The sequence below is a fragment of the Legionella feeleii genome (genome assembly GCF_001467625.1).
GTDB classification, from domain to species: Bacteria; Pseudomonadota; Gammaproteobacteria; order Legionellales; family Legionellaceae; genus Tatlockia; species Tatlockia feeleii.
On record NZ_LNYB01000033.1, the window covers coordinates 1 to 17,583 of the forward strand.

Consider the following 17,583-nt stretch of genomic DNA (forward strand, 5'->3'; position numbering starts at 1 on the left):
CATTTGACTACTATTCCCTTGAAATTGTGAAAAATAACAGTTTACGGATTTTTTTATTGTATTCAATTTAAATGGTGATTGAGCCTAATCTCTTTACTGCCACAATAAACCAATTATCTTCCTTTTCCAGTTCAACAAAGCATACTAATGTTTTGCTCTTTACTGATGGTCAAAATACAGACTCCGCAGAGCAAGACTTGGAATCAACAATTGAGGCGTTGCAAAATGGGTCGCCTTTAATTCTTGCCCGTAACAAATTTTTCATTATTAGTTATGGAGCAACCCAACCACCGGTTTTACATACTGTTGCCCAACTATTCGGTTCACCAGTTATTGACACAGATAGTCCTGATTTCGTTGCTGCCTTATCGGAGAATGATAAGATGCAGGAATGGGCGGCCAGAAGAGAGTTTTTTACCTGCCGCTTTGTGGTTGAAGCAGGACCAGAAACAACCTATGCTTGTTGCTATGATTTGTCGGGACAGTTTACGGCGTTGAAACCTGTACGCTGCAAAGATAATGAAGAATTGCATTTAACGCTTGTAGATGGTGATGATGCGGTAATCCTTGACGATAGAAAACCGGCGGTTAAACCCGTTGTACCTGTTGTAGAACAACTGCCTATGCAGACTCCCGTGTTGCCTGGTAGTGTAAAAACAGCAACCAGTATTGGAGTATTTAGCCTGGGTACCCAAGAGACTGCAAAACCACCGGTTCACCAAATTACAGACCCAACAGCGGTACATACTTTATAACTAGGATGAATTGTTTCCTCCCTGCTTATGGGGAGGAAACAACGAATTATTCAAATAAGACACAAAAAATTATTGTGCTTGAGCGACTGTAGTGGCAATAGCACTTAATTTCACCGGATCGGTTTCACCATTGATGTTAATAATGTTAAGTTTACCTTCCTCATTAGCTTGCGAATCATCATTAAACTCATAGATTGCCCCAACTACCAATAATTGGCCATTTTTTACCTTTGCAGCAAATTCTTGCAAGGCTATAGCCACTTGATTATTAACATTTGCTTTAACGCTGTCGCTATCAGGAGCACCTTTAACAACGCGCATATTATTGAGTTCTTTCACAAGCGCAGGTGCTAATTTTGAATAATCACTGTTTGCCGTATGGATGGCTTTACAATTGGAGTGCCCCACAATTAATAGCAGCGAGGAACCAAGATAGTTTACGCCATATTCAACTGAACCCAGGGAAGTAACCAGTTGATTACCTATATTACTAATCATAAATAAATTGGCCGCAGGTGTTTTATTGAGTATGTTGGTTTGTACGGGCGAGTCAGAACATGTTAATACCGTGGCATGGGGTTTTTGATTGCTGACAGGTTGAGAAAGAGAACTCGGAGCAGGTGCTACCGCTGCTACCGGCGCTGGTGCTGAAATGGCTTCAGCATCACTTGACTCCTGTATAGGAGGTGGTGTTATACCTACATTCGCCAGTGCAGCATCACTGGCTCGTCCCTGTGTGGCGATACAAAAAAGTGTTATAAAGGACAAAGTTAGAAAAGGTTTAAACATAGTGTCTTTCTCTTGATCTAAAAGGTTTTATTGAAAAAATAATGTTAATGCCTCAATAAACACGTCTCACTATTCTTGTTGAAATATCAAAAGCTAATTATTGAAGTAGAGATAGTGGAGGGCAGAAATCATCTTAGCATAATCACTTTTGAAAGGTAGCTTTATCGCTAACAAATAAAGTATTGCATAAATCTCGTCTGAGTTCAGTTTCTGGATTGCCATAAGAATGTTCTCTAAACTATAAAATAAATAGAAATAACAGACAAATTGACGGGAATTTGTTTATACTTTGCTTTTTGCCGTAAACGAGAAAGATAATGAGTACGGAATATGAGTTTTCTCCTCATGACTATACAGCGGTTGAATTGACCAGTCAGAGTCATCCACGGATTCGGGTTTGTCCCAAGTATTTTGAACTGGGGTTTAGCCCGGTGTCTCAAATTTGGGGGCGTTATGCAGTATTAGCCCGATTAAAGCAGGCGCTGAATTTTCTACCAGCAGAATATGGTTTTCTTGTCTGGGATGTTTATAGACCCAGGGCGGTTCAAGCCATGCTTTTTGATTGGATGAGAGGCGAGGTGCGCAGTAAGTTCCCCTATTTTACAGAACAAGAGAATTATGAGGAAACGTTAAAATATGTTTCTTTACCATGCAGGGTAGGTGATAGCTATTGCTCGCCTCATCTTAGTGGTGGTGCTATTGATTTGACCTTGTTTGAGATGAGTACTGGTAAAGAACTGGATATGGGTACACCCTTTGATGACTGCACAGAAAGAGCTCATAAAGATTATTTTAACTTACAGAGTGAATTGTCTGTCGAAGAGAAAAACATAAAAGAAAGAAGAAATTCGCTAAATCAGGCAATGACTAAGGCAGGGTTTACCCCCTACCAGTATGAATGGTGGCATTTTGATCTGGGCAATTTATTTTGGGGCCGTGTCTTGGGAAAGGCTGCCGTGTTTGGCCCCCTGTTTGGCGATCTCGAGTGGCCTGCCGAAGTAGAGCACGTCCTTCATTCTTCACAGGAATAACCCAACAATTCCAAGGATTTTTCCCAATAAGACGCAATAAGAGGTTTGGAAAACAAATAATCTGTTAAATTAGGAGCCAAGCGGGCTTTCGCTTCCTTGTGTGCACTGCTCCAGTCATTTGCCTCGAAATCACCTCGACCCAGATACATTAATGCGAGTAAATCAATTTTTTGTGCAGGGTCGAGATCATTGATGGTCGTACGGACCTCGAGATAAGTTAAATCGTCCTGGTGATCAGCCAATACCTGTGCCCAGTCATATTCATATTCTGAATTGGGCATATCTTCGCCGAAAGTAACCTCTTCTTTACTATGAAATATTTTTGCTTTTTCAATTAAGGCACAAACGATTTCCGGATTAATATTTAATACATTGATATTTAACATGATTTTCTCCACTATCCTTGTATGATGATTTTTAATCCTTTCTTCTGGCTCTTGAATTACTTTATTTAAGCATAGTTGAAAGCGGCAACGGACGGCATTTCAAGGAGAGAAACTGTTAACCTCCTGAGAGGAGGTTAAGCGCCGAGAGTGGTTTAGAGTTTATGCCCATGCTCTTCAGTGTCTGTGGGTTGTGGTGGGGTTTGCTCTATTTTCGCCTGCTCTTTCATGCTTCCCATCTTGGCACGCATATCGGTTGATTTTTCTATGGCAGCAACTCTCTGATCGATAAGTTCTTTTCCAGACTCGAGTTTTGCACGTTTCTGGGGATCTTTTTCAGCCTCTAAAGCCTTTGCCACTTGTGTTTGAATGTCTTTTAAGCCCCCTCTAAAAAGTTGGCCACTACCACAGGAAAACACATGATCATCAACTGGTTTACCGTTCTCCAGCTTTTGCATAAGGAATTCACGAGGTGGCTGCTTTTCTGTTGCTTGGGACTCAAAAAACGCCATTGCGTCTTTTTCTGACGGAAAGCTAAGGATGTTTTTTGCTGGTCCCTCGGGTTCTTTATTATACTTTTTCTTGAAATCTTCTACTATTTTTTCCCAGTCGCTACTTGGTTTTTCTGCTTTAAATGCAGTTTCCGGTGCAGGTTTTTTAGGTCCATCATCCTGAATTGGCTTTTTAGCTTTTTGAGCCTCTTCTTCAAGGGCTTGTTGTTTTTTTCTGGCTACCTCTGCCGCTTCTTCAGCGATGCTTTTCATTTTTTTTCTTACTTCATCCTCAGGGGTGGACATAATCTTTCTCCAATCTACTGTATTTATTAATTAAATAAAATTAATGCAGTTTGATTTAATATAAATCAATAATAAGTTAAATTAGGCTTTCTGGCAAGTTTGCTAAAACTACTATAACGATACCGTATTTAAAGATACTTTGGGGTTTATGGTACGATTAATTGCGATTTTTTTACAATTTTCTGAGGATAAGGGTAAAACTACAGAAAATCCTCTATAGTTGGCTGAAGTGGATGAAAAATGAAAGTACAAAAAGTAAATTTAAACGATAAATTTCGCTTATTTAGTGACCATTGGGCACCCAAAATAGTGGGCGACTTAAATGACGCACAGGTCAAATTGGCTAAATTTAAAGGTGAGTTTGTTTGGCATAAACATGATAATGAAGATGAGTTGTTTTTAGTGGTAAAAGGAAAACTGCTAATAAAATTAAGAGATCAAGACATTACTCTCCATGAAGGGGAGTTTCTTATTATCCCTAAAGGCGTTGAGCATCTACCTGTTGCCGAAGAGGAAGTTTACGTGCTGCTTGTTGAGCCAAAGACGACACTGAATACGGGGGATGCGATTAGTGCGTTAGTACAAAAAGAGCTGGATAGAATCTGATTATTATTCAGCAGTCAAATTCTCCAGACCTGCGCAACTAGGGCCCAGGTATTAAAAATGGTCATTCTATGGCCTGAAATTCGCTTTGATTGTACAATATCGTCCTTTAATAAAAACACAATAGGGTACTCATGTTAGAAGTAAATCAAATCACTCTTGGTTTGGCTGATTTGGAGCAGCGTATTAATGCGCTTAGGGGGTATCTTTGACTTCGATACTAAACGTGAGCGTTTGGAGGAAGTTGTTCGTGAACTTGAATCCTCAGGAGTTTGGAGCAATCCGGAGCAGGCACAAGCTTTAGGGCGCGAGCGTGCCCAGCTGGAGGCTGTGGTTACGCAGCTCGAAAAACTAACCCAATCCATAGCCGATTTAGCAGAGCTTTTTGAGTTAGCGCGTTCAGAAGATGACGAGAGCGCTATTTCTGATGTGGCAGCAGAACTTGCGGTTATCGAACAACAGGTGGCTGGACTTGAATTTAGACGCATGTTTTCCGGAAAAATGGATAACTCAAGTGCTTATCTTGATATTCAAGCTGGATCTGGCGGGACCGAAGCTCAAGATTGGGCTGAAATGCTCTTACGGATGTATTTGCGCTGGGGAGAGCATCATGGTTTTACTACAGAGTTAATCGAATGTTCTGCGGGTGAAGTAGCAGGCATTAAAAGTGCTACCATTCATTTTACTGGTGAATATGCCTATGGTTGGTTACGCACCGAAACAGGGGTGCATCGTTTAGTACGTAAATCACCATTCGATTCTGGTAATCGGCGGCATACTTCCTTTTCAGCCGTATTTGTTTCGCCTGAGGTTGATGAAGATATTGATATCGAAATCAATCCTGCGGATTTGCGAATAGATACCTACCGCGCTTCCGGAGCAGGTGGGCAGCATGTTAACAGAACTGATTCAGCAGTACGTATTACACATGCTCCTAGTGGAATAGTAGTTCAATGCCAGACTGATAGAAGTCAGCACAAAAATAAAGATCAGGCAATGAAACAGTTGCGCGCTAAACTCTATGAGATGGAGATGCAAAAGAAAAATGCGGCGCAACAAGCCCTGGAAGCAACCAAATCTGATATTGGTTGGGGATCGCAGATCCGTTCTTATGTCTTGGATCAGTCTCGTGTTAAGGATTTGCGTACCGGCGTTGAGACAAGTAATACACAAGCAGTTTTAGATGGTGATTTAGATCAATTTATTGTAGCAAGTTTGAAAGCAGGAGTAGGGGAAGCATGATAGAAGAACAGCACCTAGATGAGAGTGAAGTTTACCAAATTCGTAAACAGAAATTGGCTGATTTGCGCAGCAATGGTTTTAATTTCCCTAACCAGTTTCGGCGTCAATATTTAGCTGCCAGCTTAATGAATCAATATGCTGATATTGAGAAAGAGGTTTTGGCAGAAGAACATATAAAAGTTGTTGTTGCTGGGCGAATTGTCCTGCGACGTATTATGGGTAAAGCCAGTTTTTTTCATATTCAGGATGTTTCCGGACGTTTACAAGTTTATGTACGGCAAAATGATTTACCAGAAATCTATGAGCAATTTAAGCACTGGGATTTGGGGGATATTGTTGGGATTCGTGGCGAGTTATTCAAGACGAATACCGGTGAGCTAACAGTGAATGCGGAAGATATCGAGTTATTGACTAAATCTCTACGGCCTTTACCTGATAAATTTCACGGTCTGGCTGATCAGGAAGTACGTTATCGTAAACGCTATGTGGATTTAATCGCCAATGAAGAAAGCCGCCAAACGTTTCTATTGCGTTCAAAACTGATAAAAGCCTTGAGGCATTTCATGGACAATCATCAATTTTTGGAAGTAGAAACCCCAATGATGCACCCTATTCCGGGTGGTGCTTTAGCACGTCCATTCGTGACTCATCATAATAGCCTGGACATGCAAATGTTTTTACGCATTGCGCCTGAGCTTTATTTAAAACGGCTGGTGGTGGGTGGATTTGAGCGTGTTTATGAGATTAACCGTAATTTCCGCAATGAAGGTATCTCAACACGTCATAACCCTGAGTTTACGATGGTGGAATTCTACCAGGCCTATGCTGATTATCGTGATTTAATGGATTTCACCGAACAATTATTACATCATCTCTGCGATGTTGTGCTAGGTACGAGAAAAGTGGAGTATCAAGGTCAACTACTTGATTTTTCAAGGCCTTTTTCTCGAATGACCGTTAAAGAGGCTATTTTGCACTATCATCCTGAACTCAGCGCGGCTCAGATTGAAACGATTGATGGTTGTCGAGCCTTACTCGATAATTTGGGGTTTGCTTATAAAGGCAGTGATGGTTTAGGTAAGCTGCAAATGATCCTCTTTGAAGAAACCGTTGAACACCAGTTAATTCAGCCTACGTTCATTATTGGTTATCCTACCGAAGTATCTCCTTTGGCAAGACGTAGTGATCAGGATCCAGAGGTGACGGATCGATTTGAGTTTTTTATTGGTGGTCGTGAGATTGCAAATGGGTTTTCTGAATTAAACGATTCACAGGATCAAGCCGAACGCTTTCAAAAACAGGTTGCGGAGAAAGATGCCGGGGACTTGGAAGCGATGCATTTTGACAGCGATTACATTGAAGCATTGGAATATGGCATGCCACCGACTGCTGGCGAAGGGATAGGCGTCGATCGATTGGTTATGTTGTTTACTAACTCTCCCTCCATACGCGATGTCATTTTATTTCCTCATTTACGGCAAACACTCTAAGATAAAGAGGCAATCGGCCGATTGCCTCTTCTTTCATTCTTATTGTCTGGGTTGGCGTAAATTTTCGGGCAAAGCAAAGCCAGGTGTAGCCCTTTGAGGATTAATATCAATTCCGCCTCGCCGTGTATAACGTGCATACACGAGTAATTTCTCTGGCTTACAATGGTTGAGAATATCCATAAAGATACGTTCAACACAATGTTCATGGAATTCATCATGATTTCTTAATGAAATAATGTATTTAAGTAATCCTTCATGCTTGATTTTGCGTCCTTCATAGTGAATAAAAAGAGTTGCCCAATCAGGTTGGCTGGTGATCGGGCAGTTTGATTTCAACAGATTGGAATAAAGAAGTTCCTTATCAAAAAAAGGCGATGCTTCTAGAAATTCAGGGGCATAAGTATAACGATCAGTACTGAGATCATTATGGTCAAGATTTATCCCTACGGGTAAAAAGATTTTAGCTAATGATGAGTACTCCCAATTTTGTAGGGTGACTAGAACAGGGGCGCCTGCTACTTCGCTTAAGTCGTTGCACAGAATCGCACTGACTTGGCTTTCGTGGTTAAACCTGGAGGCATTAAAACTATGAAGATAAAGCTTAAGGGATTTGGATTCAAAAATGCGGGGAGACTCAGCCGGAACAATGAATGTTGCCAGGGCAATAACAGGTTTTCCTTTACAATTTAACCAGGAAAATTCGTAGGCATTCCAGATATCTTCACCGTGAAAGGGCAGTATTGGGGGTATGTTAATTTCCTGGCCCCGCTCACGCCGCGTTATACCAAAAAGGAGTGATTTATCATAACTGCTGGAGTAGACCGTTTTTTTACCGAGAGGAGAATTTTCCAGATTGTTTATTCGTGCCATAATCATGTCCATCCAAGCATAATGGGTAAGAGAACCAGAATATAAACCGGGTTTATCACCAGTTAACCCCGTATTGTCTACGGTTACAAAATCATTCTTATGTTGTTATTGAATAAATCAAAAAATATCTTGCATGAAGAAATGCGAGTTCTTCCCTATAGAACGGGGATTAAACTTGCCTTGCCTAAACAAATGGAAACACACACCCTCGTTTCCAGAATTCACTTATTTGATTTACTGATGCTGTCGATGAGTGTTTATTTTCTCGATGCCAACAGCACAACCCATTTAATGAATCAATATGGAGCCTTGCTTTGTGGCTTTGATTCAGCAGAGGATTCAAAAGGACGCTGTTTACTGGATGTCGCTGAAAAACAATCAGCGCTGCAATTAATGCGTAATAGTTCAGATGTTTGTATAACCAATACAATCAAGGTTTATGAAGAACGCCTTGTGAATTATGAAGGAAATGAACAATTCATTTTTTCCATTAAATTCCCTTGGTTTAACCATAATAATCAATTGGTTGGTTCTGCTGGTTTTAGTTTTAATCTGCATTCAAGTTCATTGATTTATTCTTTACAACAAATCAGAGAGTTAGGTTTGTTTCCACATATCACCGCTCTATTGGGTAATCATTCTTATGCGATTAATAGCCTTGATTTGACGGCACGGGAAAAGGATTGTGCTTATTGGTTAGTAAGAGGCTATAGCGCAAAGCAGATTGCAGCCAAATTAGGTTTGTCTTTTCGCACTATTGAAGACTATCTTGGCAATATGAAAATTAAAATGAATGTTTCTTCAAAACAGGCATTAATAGAAAAATTAATCGACGGCTTCTGAGAGCGGGAGGGCGTGTATGTTGCGCCAATCTGAAGTTAACAGCTTTTTTCATAATCCTTTTAAGGGGTTACGGTACGTAATTTCGTCATTGCAAGCCTTGGCGAAGCAACCCGGAATGATTCTTTGCTATAAATCGGTACCTGGTCGTTTCACTTCGTTCGCAATGACGACAGATCTTATTTGATTGTAAAAAAACAACATATTCTGTGAACACTTACTCCATAATAGCGCGTCGAGAGATATGGCTACGACAGGGTAATATTTCAGGCTTTAGACATTGATTTTTTTATCATACCGGCGATGGCTGTTAAAACGGCTCCCCCAACTAATCCTGAGCCAACATTGCCTAATAATGCGTGAATAGACATATCCCCGAAGCCTAAACTATTTAGTATTCCAACTGCTTGCAGAATGTAGCCGCCTGCTGCGCCTCCAATAATGCCCGCGATTGAATTACCAAGTCCACCAAGGCTTTTATCTTTCCACGCAGCACCTAGAAGACGTCCTCCAACCAGCCCGCTGAGTAAATTTACTCCCAAGCTCACAAGATCCATAACTAACTCCCTTTAGTTGACTGTTTTAAAAACTAGCATGGGCGATTTTTTACGTCAATGTATCAGCGCAACGAAACTAAAAATAACTCCCGCAGTAATTAATGGTAATTTTTCATTTTTCACCCTGCTTAAAAATAATTATCAATGTCTGCATTTTAACCCTGGAACACAGCGTATTGTTATAGTTAGCTTTATTTCACTTGCGCGTGGCTAAAAAAATAGTTTAAGGAATTAATTATTGGCTTTGCTTCTTTAAGAATGCTGTTAAATTTTAAATCAGCATGCTCAAGTAGTTTAGTAATCAATAAGCTATTTTTTATCTGATATTTATTAAGATGCAGGGATAAGTCAACACTGTTTTTCGGGGAAAAAATATCATCGTGAAGTGAGTGAATAATAGTCACACTTGCGTCTATTTTTGCAATGTGGTCTTCATATTGGGCACGCTGTGAAATATCAAGAAAAAAAGGTTTTATTGTATCGGTGATAAATCCTTTTTTTCCTAAGAGCCTAATTAAAGAATATAAAGGACTCCCTCGAGAAGATTCCTGATTAATAAATTTCAGCACATCAATTTTTATTTCTTCTTCTTTTTTATTTTGAAAGCAAAAAGTTATCGCTTGACTCAGTAAGTTTATATCATCACCAAGCGATTCATTTTTCTCGTGCGTATACTGACTGTGAAGGAGCATTTTTAACAGCACAAGTTGAGCATAGAAGCTTTTAGGTGATTCCAGGATTTCTTCAAAACTATTTTGAGCAGAGAAATAAGGACTAATCAGACAAAGTGATTTAATTTTCGGTTTCAGTTGTTCTTTGGATGCCAATTTGCTCATGAATAAGCAAGAGGTTGAAGGGCCAAGAAAAGAGTAATAGCCATTTATTTCGGTTGTTGTTAGGGATAAATGATCTAAAAAACTGGCAAGCGAATCAAAATCATACTCAGTTGTCGATCGAAGTTCTACATAAGCCGGTATACGTGGAACTAGGCAGGTAAAACCAATCGCTACTAAAGCCCCCACTAATTTCAAGATGCGGGTATCTTTATTCCCTTCCTGGTTAAGGCCATGGAATACAACAATGGTGCCGCGTGTCAGTTGCTGCTCTTGCTGTGAATAAAAATCTGCTTCCAATTGATCATGGCAGAAATACTTTTTCGTCATTGACAAGGTATTTTTTTTAGCTAAAAAAAGAAGAAATTTAATAGAGTCTTTAGTTAAAAATACATTATCAATTGACATAGCCTTCTGTCCTGTGAGCTGCAGGGGTTAATAACGATATTTCTAGCGGTTTTAAAATAAATCACATTAAGACATTAAGACAAAATAAAAACAAGATAAAAATATGATTTTACAAATTTAAGAATTTATAATGCTTTGATTTATAAATAATATTTCAATTTTTATTGAAGAATTAAGGAGTTATTCTTGCTTGAAAATTCAATGGTTTCTACTAATATTTATAATTAATAGAGGTTAATTATTTTACAGAGTGAGTTTCTGTGAGATATGGCATAGGAGATACGGAAATGAGCAATTTACCAAAACGAAAGGGAGATATTTCCAGTACAGCTGAATCTTTATTGAGTCCGTTTAGAGGCCTTCATCAAGAAGTTAATAGAGCCATGAGTGATTTGTATAATTTGTTCGAATCCAGCAACTTGAATTTAGAACATTTTCACAACCTAAGACTATCTCCAGCAATGGATATCATTGAAGATAAAGATTGTCTTAAAATTGAAATTGAAATGCCAGGCATGGATGAAAAAGACATTAAAGTTTCTATTAGTGATAATGTAATAACTATTCAAGGTGAAAAAAGTACATCTAAAAAGGATGAAAATAAAAATTATCTGAGCCGTGAAATCAGTTATGGACGTTACGATAGAACCATTACTTTGCCTCAGTCAGTTGATGTTGATAAAGCTAAAGCGTCTTTCAAAAAAGGTATGTTGTGGGTAACCATACCTAAGAAAGCTGAAAGTAAGGGAAAGTTGCGTGAACTTAGTATTAATAAGGAAAAATAATGAGGTAAGCTCTCCTTTAGTATGCTGCTGAAGGAGAACTTTTTATTTCAATTTTCGGCAAAAAACCCTGAAGGCTGGATGCGTTTGATAGTGATGATTGATTGCTACTGTAGCGAAATCAAGTATTTCAAAATGAGCTTTTTGTAATCTATCTTTTAATTCGTCTTCTTCATAGTAAGCCCAGAATTTCTTCACATCAATACCATAGCGCGTATCATTTTCCAGTACCTCACCTGAGCCTTTTTTAAGCGCTAAATATAAATATCCGTGTTCGGCTAACAGAGAATGAATTTTTTTAAGAACGCCAGGTAGCGATTTCTTAGGGAGATGACCTAAAGAACAGGCTGCCCAAGCGCCGTCGAAAGATGCTTCAGGAAAATTCATCCTTTCCATATCCATTACGTGAAATTGCGCTAAGGGAGCATATTGTTGTGCTATGTCGATAAGATTCGAGCTAAAATCAATCCCTAAACCTCAGCACCCATGGTGCTAAAGAGTTGTGCATCTCTGCCTGACCCACACCCAATATCAATAATTTTAGCTTTCGGAGGTAGGAAATTGATAAATTTTTCGATCGAGCCAGTAGGGGCGAGTTCTGCTACATTGCGAGCAAATGCTGCTGCTGTTGATTGATAGCTTTCTCGGGTGGTTTCTTTGACTAAGGTGTCTACTTGCAATTTTTTCTCCCAAGGTAGCTGCATAAATTTATCAAATTATTAGCAAGGAGGTTGGGTGATTTTGACCCACCAAGAACGCTGGTATTGACCTTGATATTAGGTTAATGAGCTCTAAGCCCGCTGGTGAATCCTGGCTGCTTTGCAGCCAGGATTTCTATGATTATTGAATCAGTCAAGCTTTAGTTATCATCCTCATCATCCCAGCTTAGAGTTCCACCGGCTTGATATTCAATCACGCGGGTTTCAAAGAAGTTTTTCTCTTTTTTGAGATCCATCATTTCACTCATCCAGGGGAATGGGTTTTCAGCACCCGGGTATTGTTCTGGTAAACCAATCTGGCTAAGGCGGCGGTTAGCAATGAAATGTAAATACTCTTCAAACATTTCTGCGTTCATGCCCAAAATACCATGTGGCATGGTATCTCTAGCATATTGATATTCCAACGCTACACCTTCTTTAATCAATAGGATGATTTCCTCTTTAAAATCAGGTGTCCACAAGTGAGGATTTTCAATTTTTATTTGGTTAATGACATCAATACCGAAATTCATGTGCATCGATTCGTCACGCAAAATATATTGAAATTGCTCGGATGTACCGACCATTTTATTACGTCTGCCCATAGACAGGATTTGTGTGAAACCAACATAGAAGAAGATACCTTCAAAAACCACATAGAAGGCAATCAGATCTCGTAATAATCGTTGATCATCTGCTGGCGTTCCCGTATGGAAATTAGGATCACTCAAGCTTTGGGTAAAAGGCAGTGCCCAAGCAGCCTTCGTAGCAACAGAAGGAATCTCGCGATACATATTAAATACAGCAGCCTCATCCAGCCCCAAACTCTCGATAATATATTGATAAGCGTGAGTGTGAAGTGCCTCTTCGAAGGCTTGACGTAACAGGTATTGACGGCATTCTGGGTTAGTAATGTGACGGTAAACGGCCAAGACCAGGTTATTGGCTACCAACGAATCAGCTGTTGAGAAGAAGCCCAAATTGCGTAAAACAATCAATCGTTCGTCTGCAGTTAAACCATTAGGATCTTTCCATAAAGCAACATCAGTGCTCATATTGATTTCATTGGGCATCCAATGATTAGCACAGGCAGTTAAGTATTTATCCCAAGCCCAAGTATATTTAAAGGGAACTAATTGGTTTAAATCAGCTCGACAGTTGATAATTTGCTTGTCATCAACATGAATGCGGCCTGCCCCCATTTCTAAGGCTTCCAAGCCAGTAGCACCCATAGGATTGGGTGCGTTCATCATCGGTTCTAACGTTGTTATTGACATCAAATTCTCCTCATTATTGGCAAGCTTCGCAGTCTGGATCCAGAATAGAGCATACTTTAGGTTCTGCTTCTATCTTGACTGCATTAAGTGCCCCGTCAGTGACAGTGGATTTTTCTGCATTACTAGCACCCAGGCTACGTAGATAGTAGGTTGTTTTCAAACCGCGTACCCAAGCAAATTTATATAATTGATCAAGTTTTTTACCGGATGGCTGAGCCATGTATATGTTCAGCGATTGGGCCTGATCAATCCATTTCTGGCGGCGAGAAGCAGCCTCTACTAACCACATGGGATCAATTTCAAACGCCGTTGCATAACGTGCTTTTAGTTCAGCAGGAATACGACTGATAGGTTGTACGCTGCCGTTGAAATATTTCAAGTCATTAACCATGACTTCATCCCATAGGCCAAGTGCTTTCAAATCAGCAACCAAATAGGGGTTAATCACTGTAAATTCGCCAGACAAATTAGACTTCACGTAGAGATTTTGATAGGTCGGCTCAATGGATTGTGATACACCACAAATATTGGAAATAGTGGCTGTTGGAGCAATGGCCATCACATTAGAGTTACGCATTCCCTGAGTACGTACCTTGACTCGTAAATCTTCCCAATCCAGACGTTGTGAGCGATCTTGCTCAAGGTATTTGTTACGAGTTTGTTGTAACAAATTAATGGAATCAATAGGTAGAATCCCTTTGCTCCATAAAGAACCCTCATAACTTGAATAACTACCTCGTTCTTTCGCTAATTCACAAGAGGCTTCAATGGCGTAATAACTGATTAATTCCATTGATTCATCAGCGAATTCAACAGCTTTTTTAGAGGTATAATCAATTTTGAGTGCATAAAGCGCATCCTGGAAGCCCATTAAACCCAGGCCAATTGGACGATGCTGCAGATTAGAGTTGCGGGCTTGCGGTACAGAGTAATAATTAATGTCAATCACATTATCAAGCATGCGAATAGCGGTAGTGATGGTACGTTTCAATTTTTCACGATCCAGTTTGCCATTATGGATATGGGCAGGCAAGTTAACACTACCAAGGTTACAGACTGCAATTTCATCCTGTGACGTATTGAGTGTAATTTCCGTACACAGATTGGAGCTGTGAATCACTCCCACGTGCTGCTGAGGTGAGCGCAGATTGCATGGATCTTTAAAAGTTAACCATGGATGACCGGTTTCAAATAACATGGAAAGCATTCGGCGCCATAGTTTAAGGGCAGAAATTCTTTTAACATTTTTAATTTCACCACGTTGCGCTTTCTCTTCGCATTGAGTGTACAGGGCCTCGAACTCGCTTCCGTAGGCATCATGCAACTCAGGCACTTCATCGGGAGAGAATAAAGTCCATTCACCATCTTCATGCACACGCTTCATGAATAAATCAGGTATCCACAGGGCCGTGTTCATATCATGTGTACGGCGTCTGTCGTCACCGGTATTTTTACGTAATTCAGTAAACTCTTCCACATCGCGGTGCCAGCATTCGAGATAGGCGCAAACAGCCCCTTTACGCTTACCACCCTGGTTTACAGCAACAGCTGTTGAGTCAGCAACTTTTAAGAACGGTACAACGCCTTGCGATTTACCATTCGTGCCTTTGATATGCGCTCCCATGGCGCGAACAGGAGTCCAATCATTGCCAAGCCCACCAGCAAATTTAGACAGCAGCGCATTATCCTTAATTGCACTGTAAATGCCATCCAGATGATCAGGGACTGTGGTCAAATAGCAGCTTGATAACTGGGGTCTGACTGTACCGGAGTTAAAGAGTGTCGGAGTAGAGGACATATAGTCGAAAGAGGATAGCAGTAGATAAAACTCGATTGCTTTATCATCTTTGTTTTGCTCACGAATCGCCAGGCCCATCGCCACACGCATAAAGAAGGCCTGTGGTAATTCATAGCGGACACCATGTTCGTGAATGAAATAACGATCATAAAGCGTCTGCAGGCTTAAATAGGTGAATTTCATATCGCGTTGCGGTAACAATGCTTTTGCCAGCTTATCCAAATTAAAATCAGCCAATTTGTGTTCGAGCATGCCTTGTGTAATACCTTGGGCAATATAGGCCTTGAAGTAAGCAGGATAGATGGCTGCCATTTCATCGAAGGTTGCTTCTGTTTGTATATTTAATTTGTTTAATGCTTCAGCACGTAAACTGTCCAGGAGTAAACGAGCGCTGACGTAGGTATAATTGGGCTCTTTTTCTACCAGGGTACGAGCGGCCATAATTAAGGCTTTATGAACGTCCTCCAGTTTTGCCTGATTATAAAGGTTACGCAGAGCATCTTTAATAACAGGTTCTGCTTTAACATTATCCAATTCACGGCAGGCTTCGGCAACAATAGTATTTACACGCGCCATATCCAAAGGTTTCAATTCACCATCAGGCATAGTGATGAGCGGTACCTTGTTATCACTGGCTTGTTGTTTTAGAGCTGTTTCTCGGGCTTTACGGTGCTCTTCACGGTAGAGCACATAAGCACGCGCAATTTTGTATTGACTGCTACGCATTAAAGCCAGTTCTACTTGATCCTGGATGTCTTCGATATGAATACTGCCGCCGCTTGGATGACGACGTTTAAAGGCTTGAGTAACCCGTTGAGTGATTTCATCAATTTGCTGATGAATCCTATTTGATGCTGCTGCATTGCCACCTTCTACAGCAATGAATGCTTTAGTAATGGCAACTTTGATTTTGTTATCATCATAGCTAACAACTTTGCCATTGCGCTTTATGGTTTTCAGCAAACCTGGGGCAGTAGCGGTCAATTCCAGTTGACTTGTTTGCGGTACATCTTTTACCGACTCAAGAATCTCAGACATGTTTTCTCCACGGTGTTGTTTGGCCACCCAACTAATTTCAATCCTTAAGATTAGTTGGATCCATATTAAAAATATAGAATAAATCGTTGTTGAATACAATCTTAAATATACAATATCTGGTGGTATTTTTGTTTTAAAAAAACAATATATTGTGTTTTTTGAAAAAAGCAAGAGAACAAAATGGGAGTAAGCTGTGGATAAGATGTGAGAGTATTGTTAACAGCTTTTTGCAGCGAAAAGCAATAGTTTGATTTTTCAGTTAAAACCCCCCAGGGATTTTCCAGAATAAAAAAATGCTTATTTTAAGCTAAGATAATTTAAACCATTAAGCAATGGCAATGATTGTAAAGTGGAAGCCAAGAGAGATTTTGCTATAGTTGAGAAGATATTTGAACAAGGGTGACTTAGTGTGCACATAAGGAAATAACGATGAAAGCTAAAAACGATTCCAATCATTTTAATAATTTTGCAAAGCGAGTTTCACTTGCAGTTGGACACTCCGGGTGTTTTATAATTGCATTGAGTTTAGTATTCATTTGGCTCATTACAGGCCCTTTATTTCATTTTTCAGATACATGGCAGCTTATAATTAATACCGGGACAACCATTATTACCTTTTTAATGGTGTTCTTAATTCAGAATACGCAAAATCGTGATACGAAAATTCTTAACTTAAAAATTGATGAGTTAATCAAAACGAAAAAAAATGCGCGTAATTCTATTTTGGATTTGGATAAATTATCCGATGAGGATTTAAGAAAATTGGAAGAAGAATATAAAAAGCTGTGTAAAAATAAGTAAGAATTCATAGTGCTTGAATCAGTTCTATGATTTAGAATACCTTGACATTCTTAAATTATTGTTAACCGCAATGCCTCAATTTTTTTTCATCTCGAGGTATTTTTTCCATTCAAAATCGATGTAGTCATCAATTAATCGTTTAATTTCTGTTTGAGCTCCAGTTTTTGTAGTGTGTTCTGTATGAAATTTCTGTAATAAACTGGGATCACTTGAATCCTTGTTGTAAAAGAATACTTCACCCTCAGCACGGTATAGATTACTCTCCGTAGGTTTTATATCATAACAAACCTTAAATCCCTTTGAAGTATATTCTGTCATCATTTATCTTCTCTATAGAAAGTTCACATGGATTCTTATTGTTCAAAAATACCGGTAACTTGCGGAGAGTAATCTGTGAAAAATTAAATGTATTAATCTCCTTTTTTACCTCCATGATCCGGTAATCCCCCCGAAAAATAGCAGATATCAAAAGTAGAATTTTCTCATAATCTATGCACGAGGAGATTCTTCATGAAAAGATCAAAATTTACAGACAGCCAAATACTATCGATTTTAAAACAAGCCGAAGGCGGCACCCCTATTTCGGAACTT

General features: G+C 39.6%; 19 protein-coding genes. 8 read left to right on the forward strand and 11 right to left on the reverse strand.

The window, feature by feature from the left end:
• The first annotated feature begins 71 nt into the window (after positions 1–71).
• Entirely contained in the window at positions 72–755 is a 684-nt protein-coding gene (locus Lfee_RS06105) for a hypothetical protein (protein ID WP_058444930.1), read from the forward strand.
• Positions 756–824: 69 nt separating this feature from the next.
• Here Lfee_RS06105 and Lfee_RS06110 read toward each other — a convergent pair whose 3' ends face one another.
• A complete protein-coding gene (locus Lfee_RS06110; protein ID WP_058444932.1) occupies positions 825–1,544 on the reverse strand; it encodes a carbonic anhydrase in 720 nt (239 codons plus the stop codon).
• Between the two features lie 317 nt (positions 1,545–1,861).
• Between Lfee_RS06110 and Lfee_RS06115 the strand changes: the two genes are divergently transcribed.
• A complete protein-coding gene (locus tag Lfee_RS06115) occupies positions 1,862–2,575 on the forward strand; it encodes a M15 family metallopeptidase (RefSeq protein WP_058444934.1) in 714 nt (237 codons plus the stop codon).
• Here the strand turns inward: Lfee_RS06115 and Lfee_RS06120 are convergent.
• Both Lfee_RS06120 and Lfee_RS06125 read right to left on the reverse strand, forming a co-directional pair.
• Positions 2,557–2,961, reverse strand: a complete 405-nt coding sequence (locus Lfee_RS06120) for a DUF3775 domain-containing protein (RefSeq protein WP_058444935.1) — start codon at positions 2,959–2,961, stop codon at positions 2,557–2,559. The two genes, Lfee_RS06115 and Lfee_RS06120, sit on opposite strands and share 19 nt — an antisense overlap.
• A gap of 152 nt (positions 2,962–3,113) precedes the next feature.
• Positions 3,114–3,755: a hypothetical protein gene (locus Lfee_RS06125; protein WP_058444938.1), complete on the reverse strand. Its 642-nt coding sequence runs from the start codon at positions 3,753–3,755 to the stop codon at positions 3,114–3,116.
• Positions 3,756–3,995: 240 nt separating this feature from the next.
• Here Lfee_RS06125 and Lfee_RS06130 point away from each other — a divergent pair, with 240 nt between their 5' ends.
• From Lfee_RS06130 to lysS, 3 genes are all read left to right on the forward strand, one after another.
• Positions 3,996–4,361, forward strand: a complete 366-nt coding sequence (locus tag Lfee_RS06130) for a cupin domain-containing protein (RefSeq protein ID WP_058444940.1) — start codon at positions 3,996–3,998, stop codon at positions 4,359–4,361.
• A 131-nt stretch (positions 4,362–4,492) separates the two neighbouring features.
• Positions 4,493–5,600, forward strand: a protein-coding gene (gene prfB, locus Lfee_RS06135; RefSeq protein WP_112854860.1) for a peptide chain release factor 2 whose coding sequence is annotated in 2 segments (ribosomal slippage) — positions 4,493–4,567 and positions 4,569–5,600 — 1,107 coding nt in all. Because the reading frame shifts where the segments join, the coding sequence is not laid out codon by codon here.
• Positions 5,597–7,090, forward strand: a complete 1,494-nt coding sequence (gene lysS, locus Lfee_RS06140) for a lysine--tRNA ligase (RefSeq protein WP_058444944.1) — start codon at positions 5,597–5,599, stop codon at positions 7,088–7,090. The genes prfB and lysS overlap by 4 nt, the downstream gene beginning before the upstream one ends.
• A gap of 39 nt (positions 7,091–7,129) precedes the next feature.
• Here lysS and queF read toward each other — a convergent pair whose 3' ends face one another.
• Positions 7,130–7,960: an NADPH-dependent 7-cyano-7-deazaguanine reductase QueF gene (gene queF, locus Lfee_RS06145; RefSeq protein WP_058444946.1), complete on the reverse strand. Its 831-nt coding sequence runs from the start codon at positions 7,958–7,960 to the stop codon at positions 7,130–7,132.
• A 108-nt stretch (positions 7,961–8,068) separates the two neighbouring features.
• On the opposite strand from queF, the gene Lfee_RS06150 reads away from it, so the two are divergent.
• On the forward strand, positions 8,069–8,803 hold the full coding sequence (locus Lfee_RS06150; RefSeq protein ID WP_165482170.1) for a helix-turn-helix transcriptional regulator: 735 nt from the start codon (positions 8,069–8,071) through the stop codon (positions 8,801–8,803).
• A 263-nt stretch (positions 8,804–9,066) separates the two neighbouring features.
• Here Lfee_RS06150 and Lfee_RS06155 read toward each other — a convergent pair whose 3' ends face one another.
• Both Lfee_RS06155 and Lfee_RS06160 read right to left on the reverse strand, forming a co-directional pair.
• Entirely contained in the window at positions 9,067–9,357 is a 291-nt protein-coding gene (locus tag Lfee_RS06155; protein WP_058444950.1) for a hypothetical protein, read from the reverse strand.
• 191 nt (positions 9,358–9,548) lie between these two features.
• Positions 9,549–10,598: a hypothetical protein gene (locus Lfee_RS06160; RefSeq protein WP_058444952.1), complete on the reverse strand. Its 1,050-nt coding sequence runs from the start codon at positions 10,596–10,598 to the stop codon at positions 9,549–9,551.
• Between the two features lie 287 nt (positions 10,599–10,885).
• Here Lfee_RS06160 and Lfee_RS06165 point away from each other — a divergent pair, with 287 nt between their 5' ends.
• The gene (locus tag Lfee_RS06165) at positions 10,886–11,383 is read left to right on the forward strand and encodes an Hsp20/alpha crystallin family protein (RefSeq protein ID WP_058444954.1); all 498 of its coding nucleotides are present in this window, start codon (positions 10,886–10,888) and stop codon (positions 11,381–11,383) included.
• 42 nt (positions 11,384–11,425) lie between these two features.
• On the opposite strand, the gene Lfee_RS06170 is transcribed toward Lfee_RS06165, so the two are convergent.
• From Lfee_RS06170 to Lfee_RS06185, 4 genes are all read right to left on the reverse strand, one after another.
• Positions 11,426–11,848, reverse strand: coding sequence for a class I SAM-dependent methyltransferase (locus tag Lfee_RS06170; RefSeq protein WP_082646585.1), 423 nt, complete (start codon positions 11,846–11,848; stop codon positions 11,426–11,428).
• A 2-nt stretch (positions 11,849–11,850) separates the two neighbouring features.
• Positions 11,851–12,084, reverse strand: a complete 234-nt coding sequence (locus tag Lfee_RS06175) for a methyltransferase domain-containing protein (RefSeq protein ID WP_058444958.1) — start codon at positions 12,082–12,084, stop codon at positions 11,851–11,853.
• A 155-nt stretch (positions 12,085–12,239) separates the two neighbouring features.
• A complete protein-coding gene (locus tag Lfee_RS06180; RefSeq protein ID WP_058444960.1) occupies positions 12,240–13,355 on the reverse strand; it encodes a ribonucleotide-diphosphate reductase subunit beta in 1,116 nt (371 codons plus the stop codon).
• Positions 13,356–13,368: 13 nt separating this feature from the next.
• Entirely contained in the window at positions 13,369–16,191 is a 2,823-nt protein-coding gene (locus Lfee_RS06185) for a ribonucleoside-diphosphate reductase subunit alpha (protein ID WP_058444961.1), read from the reverse strand.
• A gap of 429 nt (positions 16,192–16,620) precedes the next feature.
• Here Lfee_RS06185 and Lfee_RS06190 point away from each other — a divergent pair, with 429 nt between their 5' ends.
• Complete coding sequence (locus Lfee_RS06190; protein WP_058444970.1) at positions 16,621–16,992, forward strand: low affinity iron permease family protein; 372 nt, start codon at positions 16,621–16,623, stop codon at positions 16,990–16,992.
• Positions 16,993–17,067: 75 nt separating this feature from the next.
• Here Lfee_RS06190 and Lfee_RS06195 read toward each other — a convergent pair whose 3' ends face one another.
• A complete protein-coding gene (locus Lfee_RS06195; RefSeq protein ID WP_058444972.1) occupies positions 17,068–17,313 on the reverse strand; it encodes a hypothetical protein in 246 nt (81 codons plus the stop codon).
• Positions 17,314–17,583: the final 270 nt, after the last annotated feature.